The sequence below is a fragment of the Micromonospora sp. NPDC005324 genome (assembly GCF_040607155.1).
In the GTDB taxonomy this organism is placed as follows: domain Bacteria; phylum Actinomycetota; class Actinomycetes; order Mycobacteriales; family Micromonosporaceae; genus Micromonospora; species Micromonospora trifolii.
In genome coordinates, this window is record NZ_JBEXGE010000033.1 from 20215 (window position 1) to 34829 (window position 14615).

The 14615-nt window shown below is 71.0% G+C and carries 14 protein-coding genes; 2 read left to right on the top strand and 12 right to left on the bottom strand.

Translation table 11 applies throughout. The features are described 5' to 3' along the window. Positions 1–45: 45 nt before the first annotated feature. The 8 genes from ABZS40_RS27665 to ABZS40_RS27700 form a co-directional block, all read right to left on the bottom strand. The gene (locus tag ABZS40_RS27665) at positions 46–651 is read right to left on the bottom strand and encodes an MOSC domain-containing protein (protein WP_354946465.1); all 606 of its coding nucleotides are present in this window, start codon (positions 649–651) and stop codon (positions 46–48) included. 118 nt (positions 652–769) lie between these two features. Next, a complete protein-coding gene (locus tag ABZS40_RS27670) occupies positions 770–1600 on the bottom strand; it encodes a carbohydrate ABC transporter permease (protein WP_354946417.1) in 831 nt (276 codons plus the stop codon). Continuing rightward, a complete protein-coding gene (locus ABZS40_RS27675; protein WP_354946418.1) occupies positions 1597–2583 on the bottom strand; it encodes a sugar ABC transporter permease in 987 nt (328 codons plus the stop codon). Before ABZS40_RS27675 ends, ABZS40_RS27670 begins: the two co-directional genes overlap by 4 nt. Further along, on the bottom strand, positions 2580–3866 hold the full coding sequence (locus ABZS40_RS27680) for a sugar ABC transporter substrate-binding protein (protein ID WP_354946419.1): 1287 nt from the start codon (positions 3864–3866) through the stop codon (positions 2580–2582). The genes ABZS40_RS27675 and ABZS40_RS27680 overlap by 4 nt, the downstream gene beginning before the upstream one ends. A 252-nt stretch (positions 3867–4118) precedes the next feature. Continuing rightward, a complete protein-coding gene (locus tag ABZS40_RS27685; RefSeq protein WP_088951950.1) occupies positions 4119–4403 on the bottom strand; it encodes a GlsB/YeaQ/YmgE family stress response membrane protein in 285 nt (94 codons plus the stop codon). A 297-nt stretch (positions 4404–4700) separates the two neighbouring features. Beyond that, positions 4701–4985 carry a GlsB/YeaQ/YmgE family stress response membrane protein gene (locus ABZS40_RS27690; protein WP_238660678.1) on the bottom strand — a complete coding sequence of 95 codons (285 nt, stop codon included), beginning with the start codon at positions 4983–4985 and terminating at the stop codon, positions 4701–4703. Positions 4986–5294: 309 nt separating this feature from the next. After that, a complete protein-coding gene (gene lepA / locus ABZS40_RS27695; RefSeq protein WP_354946420.1) occupies positions 5295–7172 on the bottom strand; it encodes a translation elongation factor 4 in 1878 nt (625 codons plus the stop codon). A gap of 116 nt (positions 7173–7288) precedes the next feature. After that, positions 7289–7825: a DUF4240 domain-containing protein gene (locus ABZS40_RS27700; protein ID WP_354946421.1), complete on the bottom strand. Its 537-nt coding sequence runs from the start codon at positions 7823–7825 to the stop codon at positions 7289–7291. A gap of 61 nt (positions 7826–7886) precedes the next feature. Between ABZS40_RS27700 and ABZS40_RS27705 the strand changes: the two genes are divergently transcribed. Further along, a complete protein-coding gene (locus ABZS40_RS27705) occupies positions 7887–8873 on the top strand; it encodes a phosphotransferase (RefSeq protein ID WP_354946422.1) in 987 nt (328 codons plus the stop codon). A gap of 183 nt (positions 8874–9056) precedes the next feature. Further along, on the top strand, positions 9057–9323 hold the full coding sequence (rpsT, locus tag ABZS40_RS27710; protein ID WP_196929927.1) for a 30S ribosomal protein S20: 267 nt from the start codon (positions 9057–9059) through the stop codon (positions 9321–9323). A gap of 124 nt (positions 9324–9447) precedes the next feature. Here rpsT and ABZS40_RS27715 read toward each other — a convergent pair whose 3' ends face one another. The 4 genes from ABZS40_RS27715 to ABZS40_RS27730 form a co-directional block, all read right to left on the bottom strand. Then, a complete protein-coding gene (locus ABZS40_RS27715; RefSeq protein WP_354946423.1) occupies positions 9448–9870 on the bottom strand; it encodes a hypothetical protein in 423 nt (140 codons plus the stop codon). Further along, positions 9867–10847, bottom strand: a complete 981-nt coding sequence (gene holA, locus ABZS40_RS27720) for a DNA polymerase III subunit delta (RefSeq protein ID WP_354946466.1) — start codon at positions 10845–10847, stop codon at positions 9867–9869. Before holA ends, ABZS40_RS27715 begins: the two co-directional genes overlap by 4 nt. Positions 10848–11106: 259 nt before the next feature. Beyond that, positions 11107–13530 carry a ComEC/Rec2 family competence protein gene (locus ABZS40_RS27725; RefSeq protein WP_354946467.1) on the bottom strand — a complete coding sequence of 808 codons (2424 nt, stop codon included), beginning with the start codon at positions 13528–13530 and terminating at the stop codon, positions 11107–11109. A 32-nt stretch (positions 13531–13562) separates the two neighbouring features. Further along, entirely contained in the window at positions 13563–14399 is an 837-nt protein-coding gene (locus ABZS40_RS27730; protein ID WP_354946424.1) for a ComEA family DNA-binding protein, read from the bottom strand. Between the last annotated feature and the right edge of the window lie 216 nt (positions 14400–14615).

The following is a 14615-nucleotide window of genomic DNA, read 5'->3' on the forward strand; positions in this document are numbered from 1 at the left end:
GGGATCTTGCCGATGGATGCCGGCCGCGTGGGGCGCGTCGGCCGGTCAGCTCCGGGAGGCGAGGCGTCGTCGGGCCTTCTCCCGGATGGGCTCCGGCAGGTCCTCGGCGTCGAGCAGCCGGGGCAGCAACTCCGGCTCCAGGCTGGTCGCCCGGAACACCTCGCCGATGGTCACACCGTGCGGGGGCCGGTCCACCACCTCGATCGGGTCGCCCGGGCCCACCTCCCCCTCACGCAGCACCCGCAGGTAGGCCCCGGGCAGCGCCCGGGCGGTGAACCGCTTGATCAGGTCCGGTACGCCCCAGAACCCGGCGAAGGTGGTGCAGGGTGTGCGCGGCTTGGTGACCTGGAGCAGGGCGGAGCCGACCTGCCACTGCTCGCCGATCACCGCACCGGTCACGTCGACCGCGTAGGTGGTCAGGTTCTCGCCGAAGCCGCCGGGCGGTATGGCGCGGCCCAGCTCGGCCACCCACCAGGCGGCGTCCTCCTCCGCGTAGACGTAGACCGCCTGGTCCGGGCCACCGTGATGGGCCCGCTCGCCGATGAAGTCGCCCGCCAGACCGCCGGTGAGCACCGACACCGGGCCGTCGACCGGCCGCTTGTCGATGCCGCTGCGACCGCTCGCGTCGCCGGCCCACCCAGCCTCGGTCATGATGCCCAGGTTCACCGCTGCCACCCTGCCCGTCATGACCGTCAGCCTAGTTGGCGGTCCACCGCCGGTCAGCCCTGCCGGCGGGGGTCAGCACCGGCGTCAGCCGTCGCGGGGCGGGTCAGCCCTTGACGGCGCCGGCCACCAGACCGGAGACCATCCGACGCTGCACCAGCAGGAAGAAGATGATGACCGGCAGGGTGAACAGGGTGGACGCGGCCATCACCGGCCCCCAGTTGGTGTCGTCCCGACCGAAGAAGAAGGTCATCGCCACCGGGAGCGTGTAACTGCCCTGGTCGTTGATGAACGTCAACGCGAAGATCAGCTCGTTCCACGCCGTGATGAAGGAGAAGATGCTGGTTGCCACCAGGCCGGGCGCGACCAGCGGGAAGAGCACCCGGCGGAAGATCTGGGCCCGGCTGGCCCCGTCGATCGCCGCCGCCTCCTCCAGCTCCTTGGGCACCGCGGCGACGAAGCCGCGCAGCATCCAGACCGCGAACGGCAGCGAGAAGCCGAGGTACGTGAGGATCAGGCTGGGCAGGGTGTTGTAGAGCCCGAGCCGCTGGATCATCAGGAACAGCGGGATGACCAACGCCTCCAGCGGGATCATCTGCACCACCAGCAGCATGATCAGGAAGCTGGTCCGCAGTCGGAACCGGAACCGGGCGACAGCGGTCGCGGCGAGCAACGCCACCAGGCCGCTGAGCACCACAGTGGAGACGGCGACCAGCGCGCTGTTGAGGAAGAAGTCGAGGAAGCTGACACCGGGGATCAGGTTGCCGGTCAGGATCTCCCGGTAGTGCGCCAACGTCGGGTGGGTCGGCACCGGCTGCGGGGTGGCCGAGAAGATCTCGTCGCTCGGCTTCAGCGAGGTGGAGATCATCCAGTAGACCGGGAACGCCGCGAAAAGCGCGACCAGCAGCCCGGCGCCGTTGAGGGCGATTTTCTTCACGACTCGTCCTCCTGCCTGAGCACCATCCGTACGTAGAAGCCGGTGACCACGAGCAGGATCAGCGTGAGGATCACCGCGATGGCCGCGCCGAGCCCGTACTTCGGCGGCGGTGAGAAGGCTTCGGCGTACGAGTAGATGGCGAGCATGAACGTCGGCCGGTCCTGGGTGCCGCCGGCCAGCACGAACTGCTGGGTGAAGACCTTGAAGTCCCAGATCGTGGAGAGCACGATCAGGATCCCGAAGACCGGGCGCAGCAACGGGAAAGTGATCTTCCAGAAGACCCGCCACGGGCTGGCACCGTCCACCCGGGCCGCCTCGTGCAGCTCACTCGGCACGCTCTTGAGACCGGCCAGCACACTCACCGCGATGAACGGGAACGAGTGCCAGACCACCACCAGGGTAAGGATGGCGAAGAAGAGCAGCGGCGAGTTGAACCAGCCGTAGCCGGTCCAGTCGCTGCGCCCGAACAGGCTGTTCGAGAGCCCGTCCGGCAACGCGTTGAACAGCCACGTGACGAGGCCGCTCGTGTCGTCGAAGATCCACTTCCAGACGATGGTGCCGGTCAGCGCCGGCGTGGCCCAGGCGAGCATCACGCAGCTGGCCACGAACGTCGCCATCTTGCGACCGAGCCGGTTGAGCAGCAGCCCCACCAGGGTGCCGAGCACCATGGTGAGCAGGACGTTTGCCGCTGCGAACAGCACCGTGTTGCGCAGCACTGTCAGGAAGAACGGGTCGGAGAGGATGTCGGCGTAGTTGCCGAGCCCCACCCACGGCCACTCCCGATCGCCGCGCAGTTGACGGACGCTGTTCAGCCGGTAGAAGGACATCACCACCACCTGGCCGAGCGGCCAGAGCAGCAGCACGCCGATGATCAGCAGGGCGGGCAGGAGCAGCAGGTAGGGCAGGCGGTCCACCCGGCGACGCCGCCGCGCGGGGGTCTCCCGCGCGGCGGCCACCTCCGGGCTCTTTGTCTGTGAGCTCACTTGCTGTTCAAAATGCCTTCCATCTCACCGGCCGCGTCGGCGGTAGCCTTCTCGACCGTCTTCTGACCCTTCATGACCGAGCTGTTCATCGCCTGGGTCACCGTCTTCGTCCGGCTGACCTCCACCCACTTCGGGGTGAGCGGCGTGAGCTTGGTGTTCTGCATGGTGGTGGCGAACGCCGCCATCACCTTGTCGTTCGCGTACGCGTCACCGGAGACCAGGTCCTGGTAGACGGGGAAGAAGCCGAGGCTGCTCGCGAAGCTCTGCGCGTTCTTCTTGTTCAGCAGCACGGTCAGGTAGTCCCAGGCCAGGTCCTGCCGCTCGCTGTCCTTCCAGATCGCCACGTCCGAGCCGCCCGCGAAACCGGGCGCCGCCTTGCCGTCCGGGCCGGGGATCGGGAACGTACCCCAGACCTTCTCGATCTCGGGGTTGTCCTTCTTGATGGCGCCCTGCTGCCAGCTACCGGCGAAGGCCATCGCGGCCTTACCGGTGGCGAACTGGGTACGCGCGTCGATCTCGTTCCAACCCGCCGCCGCCGGCGGGGCGACCTTGTGCACGGTCACCAGGTCGGTCCAGAACTTGACGGCCCGCTGCGCCTCGGGCGTGGTGTAGCCGGACTTCCAGGTGCCGCCCTGGTTGCTGGCGATCTCGCCGCCCGCGCCCCAGAGGAAGGAGTAGAAGGGCAGCTCGGAGTTGCCGGGCAGCGCGATGCCGTAGGTGCCCTTCTTCTTCGCCTGCACGGCCTTGGCCACCGTGACCAGGTCGTCCCAGGTCTTCGGGGGCTGCACGCCGGCCTCGGCGAACCAGTCGGTGCGGTAGTAGATCGCACGCACACCGGCGTACCAGGGCACGCCGTACTGCTTGCCGTCGAGCTGCGCGTTGCGCACCAGGTCGGGCAGCAGATCCTTGCCGTCGGCCCAGCCGCCCATCCGACCACTCACGTCGGCGAGCGCCTCCTGGGCGGCCCAACCCTGAGTCTCGGTGTTGCCCAGCTCGGTGATGTCCGGTCCCTCACCGCCGGCGAGCGCCGCCTGGAACTTCTTGGGCGCCTCCAGCCAGGGGATGTACTGCACGACCACGTCGGTGTCGGGGTGCTTCTGGCGGAACTCGGCCTCGACGCCGTCGAGGAAGGAGTTCTGCGCGTCCCCGCCCTCGCCCATCATCCAGACCGTGAGCTTGCTGTCGTCGGCCGCGTCGTCGCCGGAACCTCCACAGCCGGTCAGCACCATCGCGGCCGAGGCCACCATGGCGGTGACCGGGGCCAGCCGCTTCCACCTGTTCACGCCACTTCTCCCCTCGCGCCGCTTGGAACTAACCTTCTCCGCCGCACCCTAGTACGGAGAATTCCTTTACGACAGTGGGCGGGACTGGCCGAAGCGTGGCGACCGTACCGCAGTGGCCCGACGACCGGCACTCCAACATCCGGCCAAAGTCGGGCCTTTCAGCACGAAAGAGCGCCCGGCTCTCGGCCGGGCGCTCTTTCCAGTCGTGCTGTCCTAGCGGTGGTGCGGTGTCGCCAGAATGTTGCCGGGTCGTTATCGGGTGACGCTGCGGCGGCGACCCACACCGGCCACCAGCGCGACAGCGATCGCGGCCACCACTACCTGCACCAGCAGCTCGGCCCAGTCGATGCCGTTCGTCTCGGTCGCGATGCCGATGGCCCGCGCCAGCACGGTGCCCAGCAGCGCGGCGCCGACACCGATCAGCAGGTGCAGCCAGATCGGCATGTTCTGCCGGCCCGGGACGACCAGGCGGCCGAGCGCGCCGACGATGAGACCAACAACGATCGCAGTGATGATGCCCCACACGGTGAGCTCCACGGCCACCCTCCTTCAAAGAATGTCTGACACACGGTGCGTGTGCTTCCTGTCGTGACCGTTAATTGCCCGACCCACCTAAAATCCAAACCGACTTCGATCACCAAACGATCACGACTTGGCCAACAAGGACAGGTTCCACCGCGACATCACCACAACCGAGTCGATCACCGCGACCCAGCCCGCCGAAGACGCCCGACAGAGCCCCCGGAGACGTCGGGCGGAACGCCGATGGGCGCCCGACCTGTCGGTCGGGCGCCCATCGGAGGTGTCGCGGTGGTACGGGTTGGCGCTGTGGTGTTATCGGGTCACGCGGCGGCGGCCACCGACACCGGCCACCAGCGCGACAGCGATCGCGGCCACCACGACCTGCACCAGCAGCTCGCCCCAGTCGATACCGTTCGTCTCGGTCGCGATGCCGATGGCCCGCGCCAGGACGGTGCCCAGCAGGGCCGCGCCGATGCCGATGAGCATGTGCAGCCAGATCGGCATGTTCTGCCGGCCCGGGACGACCAGCCGGCCGAGCGCGCCGACGATGAGACCGACAACGATCGCAGTGATGATGCCCCACACGGTGAACTCCACGGTCGCCCTCCTTCAAAGAATGTCTGACACACGAGGTGTGTGCTTCCTGTCGTGACGGCTAAGTGCCCGACCCACCGAAATCCCAAACCGACTCACCTCAAAGGACAACGTCAGTTGTCAATGCTGTGGCGGTGCGTCGGTTCGCGCGTGAGTACGTCCACACAGGTAGGGGCCCATCTCGTCGACCCGCCGACCCCACGACAGCCACCGAAAAATTTTCCGCACCGGGTGGTCACACTCGCCGCGCACACCCGAGAAACGCGACGCGCCCGGGTGCGGATGGCACCCGGGCGCGTACGGCGGCGTCGACTACTTCTTGCCGGCGGCCTTGCCGTCACCGGAGTCGGAGGAGAGGGCGGCGATGAAGGCCTCCTGCGGCACCTCGACCCGGCCGACCATCTTCATCCGCTTCTTGCCTTCCTTCTGCTTCTCCAGCAGCTTGCGCTTACGGCTGATGTCGCCGCCGTAGCACTTGGCGAGCACGTCCTTGCGGATCGCCCGGATGGTTTCCCGGGCGATGACCCGGCTGCCGATGGCCGCCTGGATCGGCACCTCGAACTGCTGGCGCGGGATCAGGGTGCGCAGCTTGGCGGCGATGGTGACGCCGTAGTTGTACGCCTTGTCCTTGTGCACGATGGCGCTGAACGCGTCCACCGGCTCGCCGTGCAGGAGGATGTCCACCTTCACCAGCTCGGACGCCTGCTCGGCGGTGGGCTCGTAGTCGAGCGAGGCGTAGCCCTTGGTGCGGCTCTTCAACTGGTCGAAGAAGTCGTAGATGATCTCCGCGAGGGGCAGCGTGTAGCGCAGTTCCACCCGGTCGGCGGAGAGGTAGTCCATGCCGAGCAGGGTGCCGCGCCGGCCCTGGCAGAGCTCCATGACCGCGCCCACGTAGTCGTTCGGCGTCAGCACTGTGGCCCGGACCACCGGCTCGTACACCTCGGCGATCTTGCCGGTGGGGTACTCGCTCGGGTTGGTGACGACGATCTCCTCGCCATCGTCAGTGATCGCCCGGTAGACGACGTTGGGCGCGGTGGAGATCAGGTCGAGGTTGTACTCGCGCTCCAGCCGCTCCTGAATGATCTCCAGGTGGAGCAGGCCGAGGAAGCCGCAGCGGAAGCCGAAGCCGAGCGCGCCGGAGGTTTCCGGCTCGTAGTCCAGGGCGGCGTCGTTGAGCTTGAGCTTGTCCAGAGCCTCACGCAGGTTGGGGTAGTCGGACCCGTCGATCGGGTAGAGGCCGGAGTAGACCATCGGCTTCGGGTCCTTGTAACCACCCAGAGCCTCGGTCGCCGGCCGACTGTTGATGGTGACCGTGTCACCGACCCGGGACTGCCGGACGTCCTTCACACCCGTGATCAGGTAGCCGACCTCGCCGACGCCGAGCGCCTCGGCCTTGACCATCTCGGGTGAGATGACGCCGATCTCCAGCAGCTCGTGCACCGCCCCGGTGGACATCATCTTGATCCGGTCGCGGGCGCTGATCCGGCCGTCGATGACCCGGACGTACGTGACGACGCCGCGGTAGACGTCGTACACCGAATCGAAGATCATCGCCCGGGCGGGCGCCTCGGCGTCGCCGACAGGTGGGATGAACTGCCGGACGATCTCGTCGAGCAGGTACGGCACGCCCTCGCCGGTCTTGCCGGAGACCCGGATGCAGTCGGCGGGGTCGCCGCCGATAAGGTGGGCCAGCTCCTCGGCGTACTTCTCCGGCTGCGCGGCCGGCAGGTCGATCTTGTTGAGCACCGGGATGATGCGCAGGTCGTTCTCGAGAGCCAGGTAGAGGTTGGCCAGGGTCTGCGCCTCGATGCCCTGCGCGGCGTCGACCAGCAGCACGGCACCCTCGCAGGCGGCCAGCGACCGGGACACCTCGTAGGTGAAGTCCACGTGCCCCGGGGTGTCGATCATGTTGAGCACCGCCTGCTCACCGGCCCGCTCACCCTCGCGGATGGTCCACGGCATGCGGACGGCCTGGCTCTTGATGGTGATGCCGCGCTCGCGCTCGATGTCCATCCGGTCCAGGTACTGCGCGCGCATCTGCCGCGGGTCGACCACGCCGGTGAGCTGCAACATCCGGTCGGCCAGGGTCGACTTCCCGTGGTCGATGTGGGCGATGATGCCGAAGTTCCGGATGCGACCGGGGTCGGTGGCACCAGGGGCGTTCGCGCCGGGATCGAGCTTCGGTGGCACAGCGGTCCGTTCTGGTCGGCTGACGTGAACAGGCCGGCGCGCCGCCGACCCCCTCTATGTTCCCACGCCGCCGGGGTGCGCCCACTGCGCGGGCGATGGAACGGCCCGAGGACCCCTCACTCCATCGGCGGCTCGACGAAGAGCGCGGCCAGCCGGGGCAGCCGCCGACGTGCCTCGTCCTCGTCGTCGAAGTCCCAGAAGTCGTTGAGGTCCGGCGTCCGCACCGGGTCGCGGTCCGCCGGCAGTTCGGTAGCCGTGGCCTTGCGGTACGCGTCCCAGGGCACCGAGAGCATCGGCTCGGCGGAGAACTCCTCCCCGCTGAGCGACGCCGCCCGCACCTGGGGCAGTTCGGCCAGCGAGTCCGGTTCGGCGACCGCGCGGGCGAAGACGGCCCGACCCTGGGTCATCAGCCAGCCCCGGAAGTGTTCGAAGCCGTCGGCCGAGGCACCACCGTTGATCAGGTACGCCGCGCCCCACAGATCCGCCTTGTGCGAGGCGGCCAGCACCCGCGTCTGGTGCCGGGCGTACCCGATGATGTCCTCCGGGTCGCGCTCGGCGAGCAACGCCACGGCCCGCGCGGCGACCGGGCCGGGTTCGCCCCCGCCGCCGGCCCGCGCCTCGTCGATCAGCTTCCAGAAGTCCTCGGTCCTCATGGCTTGGCAGTCTGGCAGTGTCGCCGTGCGTCGCGCACGTACCCCGGGGCAGCATGGTGGGATGTCCTCTCCCCTGCTGCCGCCGGTGCCGTACCACGCGAGCGCCCTGCGCCCGTCGTGGCCGGCGTTGCCGGCGGCGCTGCGGGCCGCGGTCGCCGAACGGCTCGGCGCGCCGGTGGTCACCGCCCGGGTCGCCGGCGCGGGCTTCACCCGGGGGTTCGCCGCCGTGCTCGACACCGCCGACGGTGGTCGGGCCTTCGTCAAGGCCGCGCCCGCCGCCGAGCAACCGCATCTGGTCGACTGGTACGCCCGAGAGGCCGCGATCCTGGACCGGCTGCCGGCCGACCTGCCGGCGCCCCGCCCCCGGTGGACCCTCTCCGCGGCCGGTTGGTTCGTGCTCTGCACCGACGCGGTCGACGGGCACACCCCGCACCTGCCCTGGGTGCCCGCCGAGGTGGACGCCACCCTCGCCGGGTACGCGCGAGTCGCCGCCGCCCTGGCCGACCCGCCGGCCGAGCTGACAGCGCTCGGCCTTCCGCACCTGGCCGACCTGGCCCGGTCGGACATCCTCTGGTGGGAGGAGGTCGCCGCCGGTCGCGAGCCGACCCCAGCACTGCCCGCGCCGCTGCTGGGCCGGCTGCCCGAGCTGGTGGAGTTGGAGTCCCTCCTCCCCCGGTACGCCGAAGGAGCGACCGGGCTGATCCACGGTGATCTGCGGATCGACAACGTGCTGATCGACTCGGACGGCCGAGCCTGGTTCTGCGACTGGACCTGGGTCTGCTCCGGGCCGGCCTGGTTCGACCTGGCCGGCCTGCTGCTCACCGCGTACGCCAGCGGGCTGGACGCGGACCGGCTCTTCGCCGCGCACCCGGCCACCGCCGGCGCGCCCCCGGACGCGTTGGACGCGACACTGGCCGCGCTGGCCGGCTACTACCTCACCGGCGCTGCGGCGGCACCGCCGACGGCCTCACCGCACCTGCCCGCCCACCAGCGGTGGAGCGGCGAGCAGTCGCTCGACTGGCTGGCCCGCCGCCAGGGCTGGCGGTGAGCCGCCGCCCTGGCCGAGGGCGTAACCTGGTCCCCGACGGGCCGGGTCCGTCCGCGCGAAGGCCGAGCCGTTTTGGCTCGTCCCCGGCGACCTGGTAACCTGGCTCTTCGCGCAGCGGTGACGCATGTTCGTCATCACGCGCAATAAGCTGACCAACCCGAGCTATCAAGACGAGGCTGTCGCGTGGCGAACATCAAGTCCCAGATCAAGCGCAACCGGCAGAACGAGAAGGCCCGGCTGCGCAACAAGTCGGTCAAGTCGTCGCTGAAGACCGCCGTCCGGAAGTTCCACGAGGCTGCCGAGGCCGGTGACGTCGAGAAGGCGACCGCGCTCATGCTGGACGCCTCGCGCAAGCTGGACAAGGCCGTCAGCAAGGGCGTGATCCACTCCAACCAGGCCGCGAACCGCAAGTCCGCGATCGCGAAGCGCGTGGTGTCGCTCTCCGTCTGACGACTTCACCGTCAGACTGATTCGGAAAGCCCCGGGCCCCGGCCCGGGGCTTCCGTGTGTCCACAGGCCGGCCGTGTCCATGCGGCCCGGCGTTTCTGTGGGTGGGCCCGGGCGGGGTCGGCGCTCAGTCTGACGGGTTGGCCCGCCGGGGCGGCGGCACCGGGTCGGCGGTGATCATCACGCCGGGAACGCTGTGCGAGACCCACTCCACCCGGGCTCGGCCGACCACCGGTTCCATCTGCCGGCGAAACCGGTCCCGTTCCTGCTCGGGCACGAGCGCGGCGGAGCGGACAACGATCGCGGCCACCATGTCGTTGAGCTTCACCATGGCGGCCACCACGACCGGCAGCACCAGCACCGCCCACCAGCTGACCAGCTCGGCGAGGGCGAGCAGCACCGCCAGGGCGATGGCACCCTCGAAGAAGAGGAAGCACAGCACGCCGCCGGGGTTGACGAACCGGAGGCCGAGGAGCCGGGCGTAGAGCGGCCGGTAACGATCCTCGTCCACGGGAATGGTGGCCCACGCTGGGCGGTTCGCCCCCGTCACCTGGCGCTGCCCTGCCGGGCCGCCGCAACCGAGAAGACCGCGCGCTCCAGGGCGTACGCCCGGTCGTCGGAGCCACCCTTGACGGCCGCGTTGCACTCGGCGGCGACCTGCATGGCCCGGACCAGGCCCTCCGGCGTCCAGCCCCGCCCCTGCCGCTGCGCCCGCTCGATCTTCCAGGCGGGCATTCCGAGGCTGCTGGCGAGCTGGTACGCGCTACCCCGTCCGGCCGATGCCACCCGGGCCACCGTGCGCACCCCGTCAGCCAGGGCGTCGGCGATGGGCACCGGGTCGACCCCGACGTGCAGGGCCCAGCGCAGCGCCTCGAGCGCCGCCGGCACGTCGCCGACCATCGTGGCGTCCGCCACCGTGAAGCCGGTCACCTCGACCCGGCCCCGGTAGTAACGGGAGACCGTCTCGGCGTTGATCCGCCCATCGGTGTCGGCGACCAGTTGGGAGCAGGCGGCGGCCAGCTCACGCAGGTCGTTGCCGACCGCCGCGATGAGCGCCTCGGCGGCGTCGTCAGTGCACTTTCCGCCGGCCCGGCGGATCTCGTCGCGGACGAAGGCCAGCCGGTCGCGGTGCCCCTTGAGCTTGGCCGCCGGGACCACAGTCGCGCCGGCCGCCCGCAGACCGTCGGCGAACGCCTTGCCCTTGGCACCGCCCAGGTGCAGCACCAGCAACTGGACCTCGGGGTCGGGATTCTTCGCGTACGCCAGCAGCGCGGCGACCAGGTCCTTGCGGGCGTCCTGGCCGGAACGCAGGATCAGCAGCCGCCGCCCGCCGAACAGCGAGGGGCTGAGCATCTCGGCGATCTCGCCGACGGTGAGCGCGCTGGCCTGGTACTCGCGGACGTCCACCTCGGGGTCCACACCGCGAACCTTCGCGACAGCTTCGGTGACCGCGCGCGTGGCGAGCAGTTCCTCGTCACCGAGGACGAGCAGAATGGGGGCGAGGCTGGCGGGGGTCACGCCGCCCATATTCGCACGGCCTGCGGCGGGATCGTGCCTGCTCATTCGCTGCTTGATCGGCGCAGCCCGCACACAGCGCAAATCAAGACATCAAGCGCAATTCTCCGCTTAATCCGCAAGTCGCCCATCCAATCGGAAGCCGTCCACCTTGATCCACACGGGATCAAGGAAACTGCGGTATCGGACCGCCGGTGATACCCCGGGTTCAATGATCCCGAGTCGATCAGCGACCATGGGGCCATCGCGGGTCCAGGCTGTCGACCTGTGCTCAGGGCCGCCGGCCTGCGGGCACACCTCGCCGGGCTACCGCCAGACCGTCGCCCGTCCGGACCGCAGCCACGTCGCCGTCCGTGTCGGTGCGCAGCACCCGTACGCCGCCCCTGCCCAGTTGGGCGAGCAGCCCCGGACTCGGGTGCCCGTAGGTGTTGCCCGCGCCCACCGGCACGAGCGCCACCGTCGGCCGCACCGCGTCGAGGAAGCCCTGGTCCTGGTACGCCGACCCGTGGTGCGCGACCTTCAACACGTCCGCCCGTAACTGGCCGGGAGCAGCCCGCGCCACCATCGCATGCTGCTCCTCGGTCTCCGCATCGCCGGCCAGCAGGATCCGCACCCCGGCCACCGTGGCGCGCAGCACCAGCGAGTTGTTGTTCGGGTCGGACCTGGTCCCGGCCAACGGGTACGGCGGGCCGAGCACCAGCAGGTCGACCCCGCCCACGGGATGGCGAGCGCCGGCCACTGTGGTCAGCAGCGCGGCCCGCCCGCCGGTGGCCGCCGTCCGAACCAGGTCCCGACCGCTCTCCGGGTCGGTGGACGACGGCGTCAGTACGGCACCCACCCGCCGCCCCCGGAACACCCCGGCCACCCCGCCCACGTGGTCCGCGTGGAAGTGGCTGATCACCAGCAGGGGCACCTCCCGTACGCCGAGCCGACGCAGGCAACCGTCCACCGCACCCGGTTCCGGCCCGGCGTCCACCACCACGGCCCGGCCGGGGTCGACCGGGAGCACCAGCGCGTCGCCCTGCCCCACCGCGCAGGCCACCACCACCCACCCGGCGGGCGGCCAGCCGGCAGCCACCAGCCGAACCGGCAGGGCACCCAGCACGGCGGCAACCCCCACCACCGCCACCAGCCGGCGTACGAGTGGCCGGCGAACCGCGATCAGCAGCGCGACGGTCAGCCCGGTCAGCAGCAGGGCACCGGGCACCCCGCCCGGCCACGGCAGAGTGCCACCTGGCAGTCGAGCACCGTGACGGGCGATGACCACCAGCCACCAGGCCGGCCAACTTGCCAGCCACGCGACGAACTCGGCACCGGCCGGCCAGATCGGCGACACCACGGCCGCCAGCACGCCCAGCACGGTCGCCGGCGCTATGGCCGGCACCGCCAGCAGGTTCGCCGGCACCGCCACCAGGCTCACGGTGCCGGAGATTCCGGCGACGACCGGACCGCAGGCGAGTTGGGCGGCCGCCGGCACGGCCAACGCCTCGGCCAGCCCAGGCGGGACACCTCGCCGACGCAACCCGTCCCGCCAGCGCGGCGCGAGCAGCAACAGGCCGCCGGTGGCCAGCACGGAGAGGGCGAACCCGGGGTCCCCGGCCAACTCGGGGTCGACGAGCACCAGCACGGTGACGGCGGCGGCCAGCGCGGGCAGCGCCGCCCGAGGTCGACCGGCGGCGAGCGCGGCCAGCCCGATCGCTCCCATCGTGGCTGCCCGTACGACGCTCGGCGACGGGCGGACCAGAATGACGAAGCCCACCAGCGCCACCCCACACAGCGCGGCGGCGAGCCACGGGCCGGCGCGCGACCATCGGGCCAGCAACAACACCGCACCCACCACGATCGCGACGTTGCTCCCCGAAACGGCATTTAGGTGGGTCATCCCGGTGGCCTGGAAGTCCGCCTCGACGGCGGGCGGCAGTCGGCTGGTGTCACCCACCACCAGCCCGGGCAGCAGCCCACCGGGGTCGTCGGGCAGCGGCGCGCAGGCTCGTTGCAGGCCGGTACGCAGCGTCCCGGCGGCGCGCTGCGCCCAGGACGACTCGCCGTGCCGTTCCGGTGGGCCGTTGGTGCTGAGCACCGCTGCGGTGAGGTCGCCGCCGCGCGGAACGCCGAGCCGGCCGTCGACGGTGAGGCGCTGCCCCGGCAGCAGGCCCCGCCACGCCGGATCGGTCGCCAGGACCAGTAGCCGCACCGACGCGTGGATCCGTCGACCGTCCGGGCCGGTGAGCCGGACCAGCTCGGACGACACCAGCAGCATCCCCGGCCGCCCGGCGCTCCGGATCGGGCGCGGGTCGTCCCGGACGACCAGGTCGGCGGTGATCGGAGCACGTTGCTCGGCGAGGGCACGGATCGCCGGCGCGTCGCGAACGGCGAGCCGGGCGGCGGTGGCCGCACCACCGCAGACCACACCGAGACCGACCGCCACTGCCACCCACCCGTAGCGCCGCACCACGGCTCGAGGGCTGCCGAGGCGGCCGAGCAGATGAACGGCACCAATTGCCGTCAGACCGGCCGCTGCGCCGGCCACCAGCAGGACGGTGCGGCTGCCAAGGTGCAGCCCGGCGAGCGCCGTGAGCCAGGCCGCCACGGCGAGCCCAGCCAGTCGCAGATCCGGCGGCTCGGACCGGGCCCCGCCGGCCGGCGGCGCGACCGGAGCCGGCCCAGCCGGCGACCAGGGCTGGGGCCCGCCCACCTGGGGCGGGCCAGCGGCGACGGCGGAGCCGCTCACACCGTCACCAGATCCTTGAGCTGCTCGTAACGAGCATCGCCGATCCCGTCGACCTGGCGTAGGTCGCCAACTGACTTGAACCCGCCGTGCTGATCTCGATGGCTGAGGATCCGTTGGGCGAGCACCGGCCCCACCCCGGGCAGCGTGTCGAGCTGCGCGAGCGTGGCGGTGTTGAGATTCAGCGGCCCGGCGGCGGGTGCCGCCCCACCCGCCGCTGGCCCGGCCGCACCACCCGGCATTGGCGGTGGCGTCACCCCGACCACTATCAGCTCGCCGTCGCTGACCTTGCGGGCGGGGTTGAGCAGCGCCACGTCGACCCCGGGCAGCGCGCCGCCGGCCGCCTGCACGGCGTCGGCGAGACGGGACCCGGCCGGAAGGCGTACCAGACCGGGTTTTCGGACCTTGCCCGCGACCGCCACCACCACCTCGCCGGAGCTGGACACACTGGGGTCACCCGCCTGCGCGGCCGACGCGGCCCCGCTGGCCAGCGGGGCGACCGGTTCCGCCTGCGGCCGGCCCTGCCAGGCCCAACCTGCCGCGCCCGCAACCACCACCACGGCGACCACCGCCAACGCCCGCACACCGCGCCGCCCAGGGTCGAACGCCCCGGGGCCGGGCAGCCGCGACTCGGGCGGGACCGCAAGGCCATCCGATGTCGGCTCCGCGACCAGCCCGGCGGGCTGGGAGGACAGCCCGTCCACGGGCTGCGAGCCGACCAGGGACGACGGGGGTACGCCCGTGAGCGGCGCCTCCGGCCGGGGCGGCGGCGCGACAGCCGCCTCCGTCAGCCGGCGCAGGCGCTGGCGTACCTCTGTCTCCTCGTCGTGCGACACAACGCGACGCTATGGCGGCGGCCGGCATGGCGAAGGTGACGGGCCCTGTCCTGTGGACAACCACCGCCACTGTGGACAACGCCCTGATCATGCCCCAATCTGCTATGTAAGGGGTCGACTACCGCGCGAGGTCTGGGCGGCCGGTCTGGTCGCGGACGCCCTACTGTCCCTCCCCCATCGCTGCGCTCGCCCGCACCGAATCCGACGGACGCGTCA

Bases quoted from the DNA above. Each gene is read 5' to 3' on its own strand.
- ABZS40_RS27665 (WP_354946465.1), bottom strand. From the start codon at position 651: ATGACCGAGGCTGGGTGGGCCGGCGACGCGAGCGGTCGCAGCGGCATC.
- ABZS40_RS27700 (WP_354946421.1), bottom strand. From the start codon at position 7,825: ATGAGGACCGAGGACTTCTGGAAGCTGATCGACGAGGCGCGGGCCGGC.
- ABZS40_RS27705 (WP_354946422.1), top strand. From the start codon at position 7,887: ATGTCCTCTCCCCTGCTGCCGCCGGTGCCGTACCACGCGAGCGCCCTG.
- holA (WP_354946466.1), bottom strand. From the start codon at position 10,847: ATGGGCGGCGTGACCCCCGCCAGCCTCGCCCCCATTCTGCTCGTCCTC.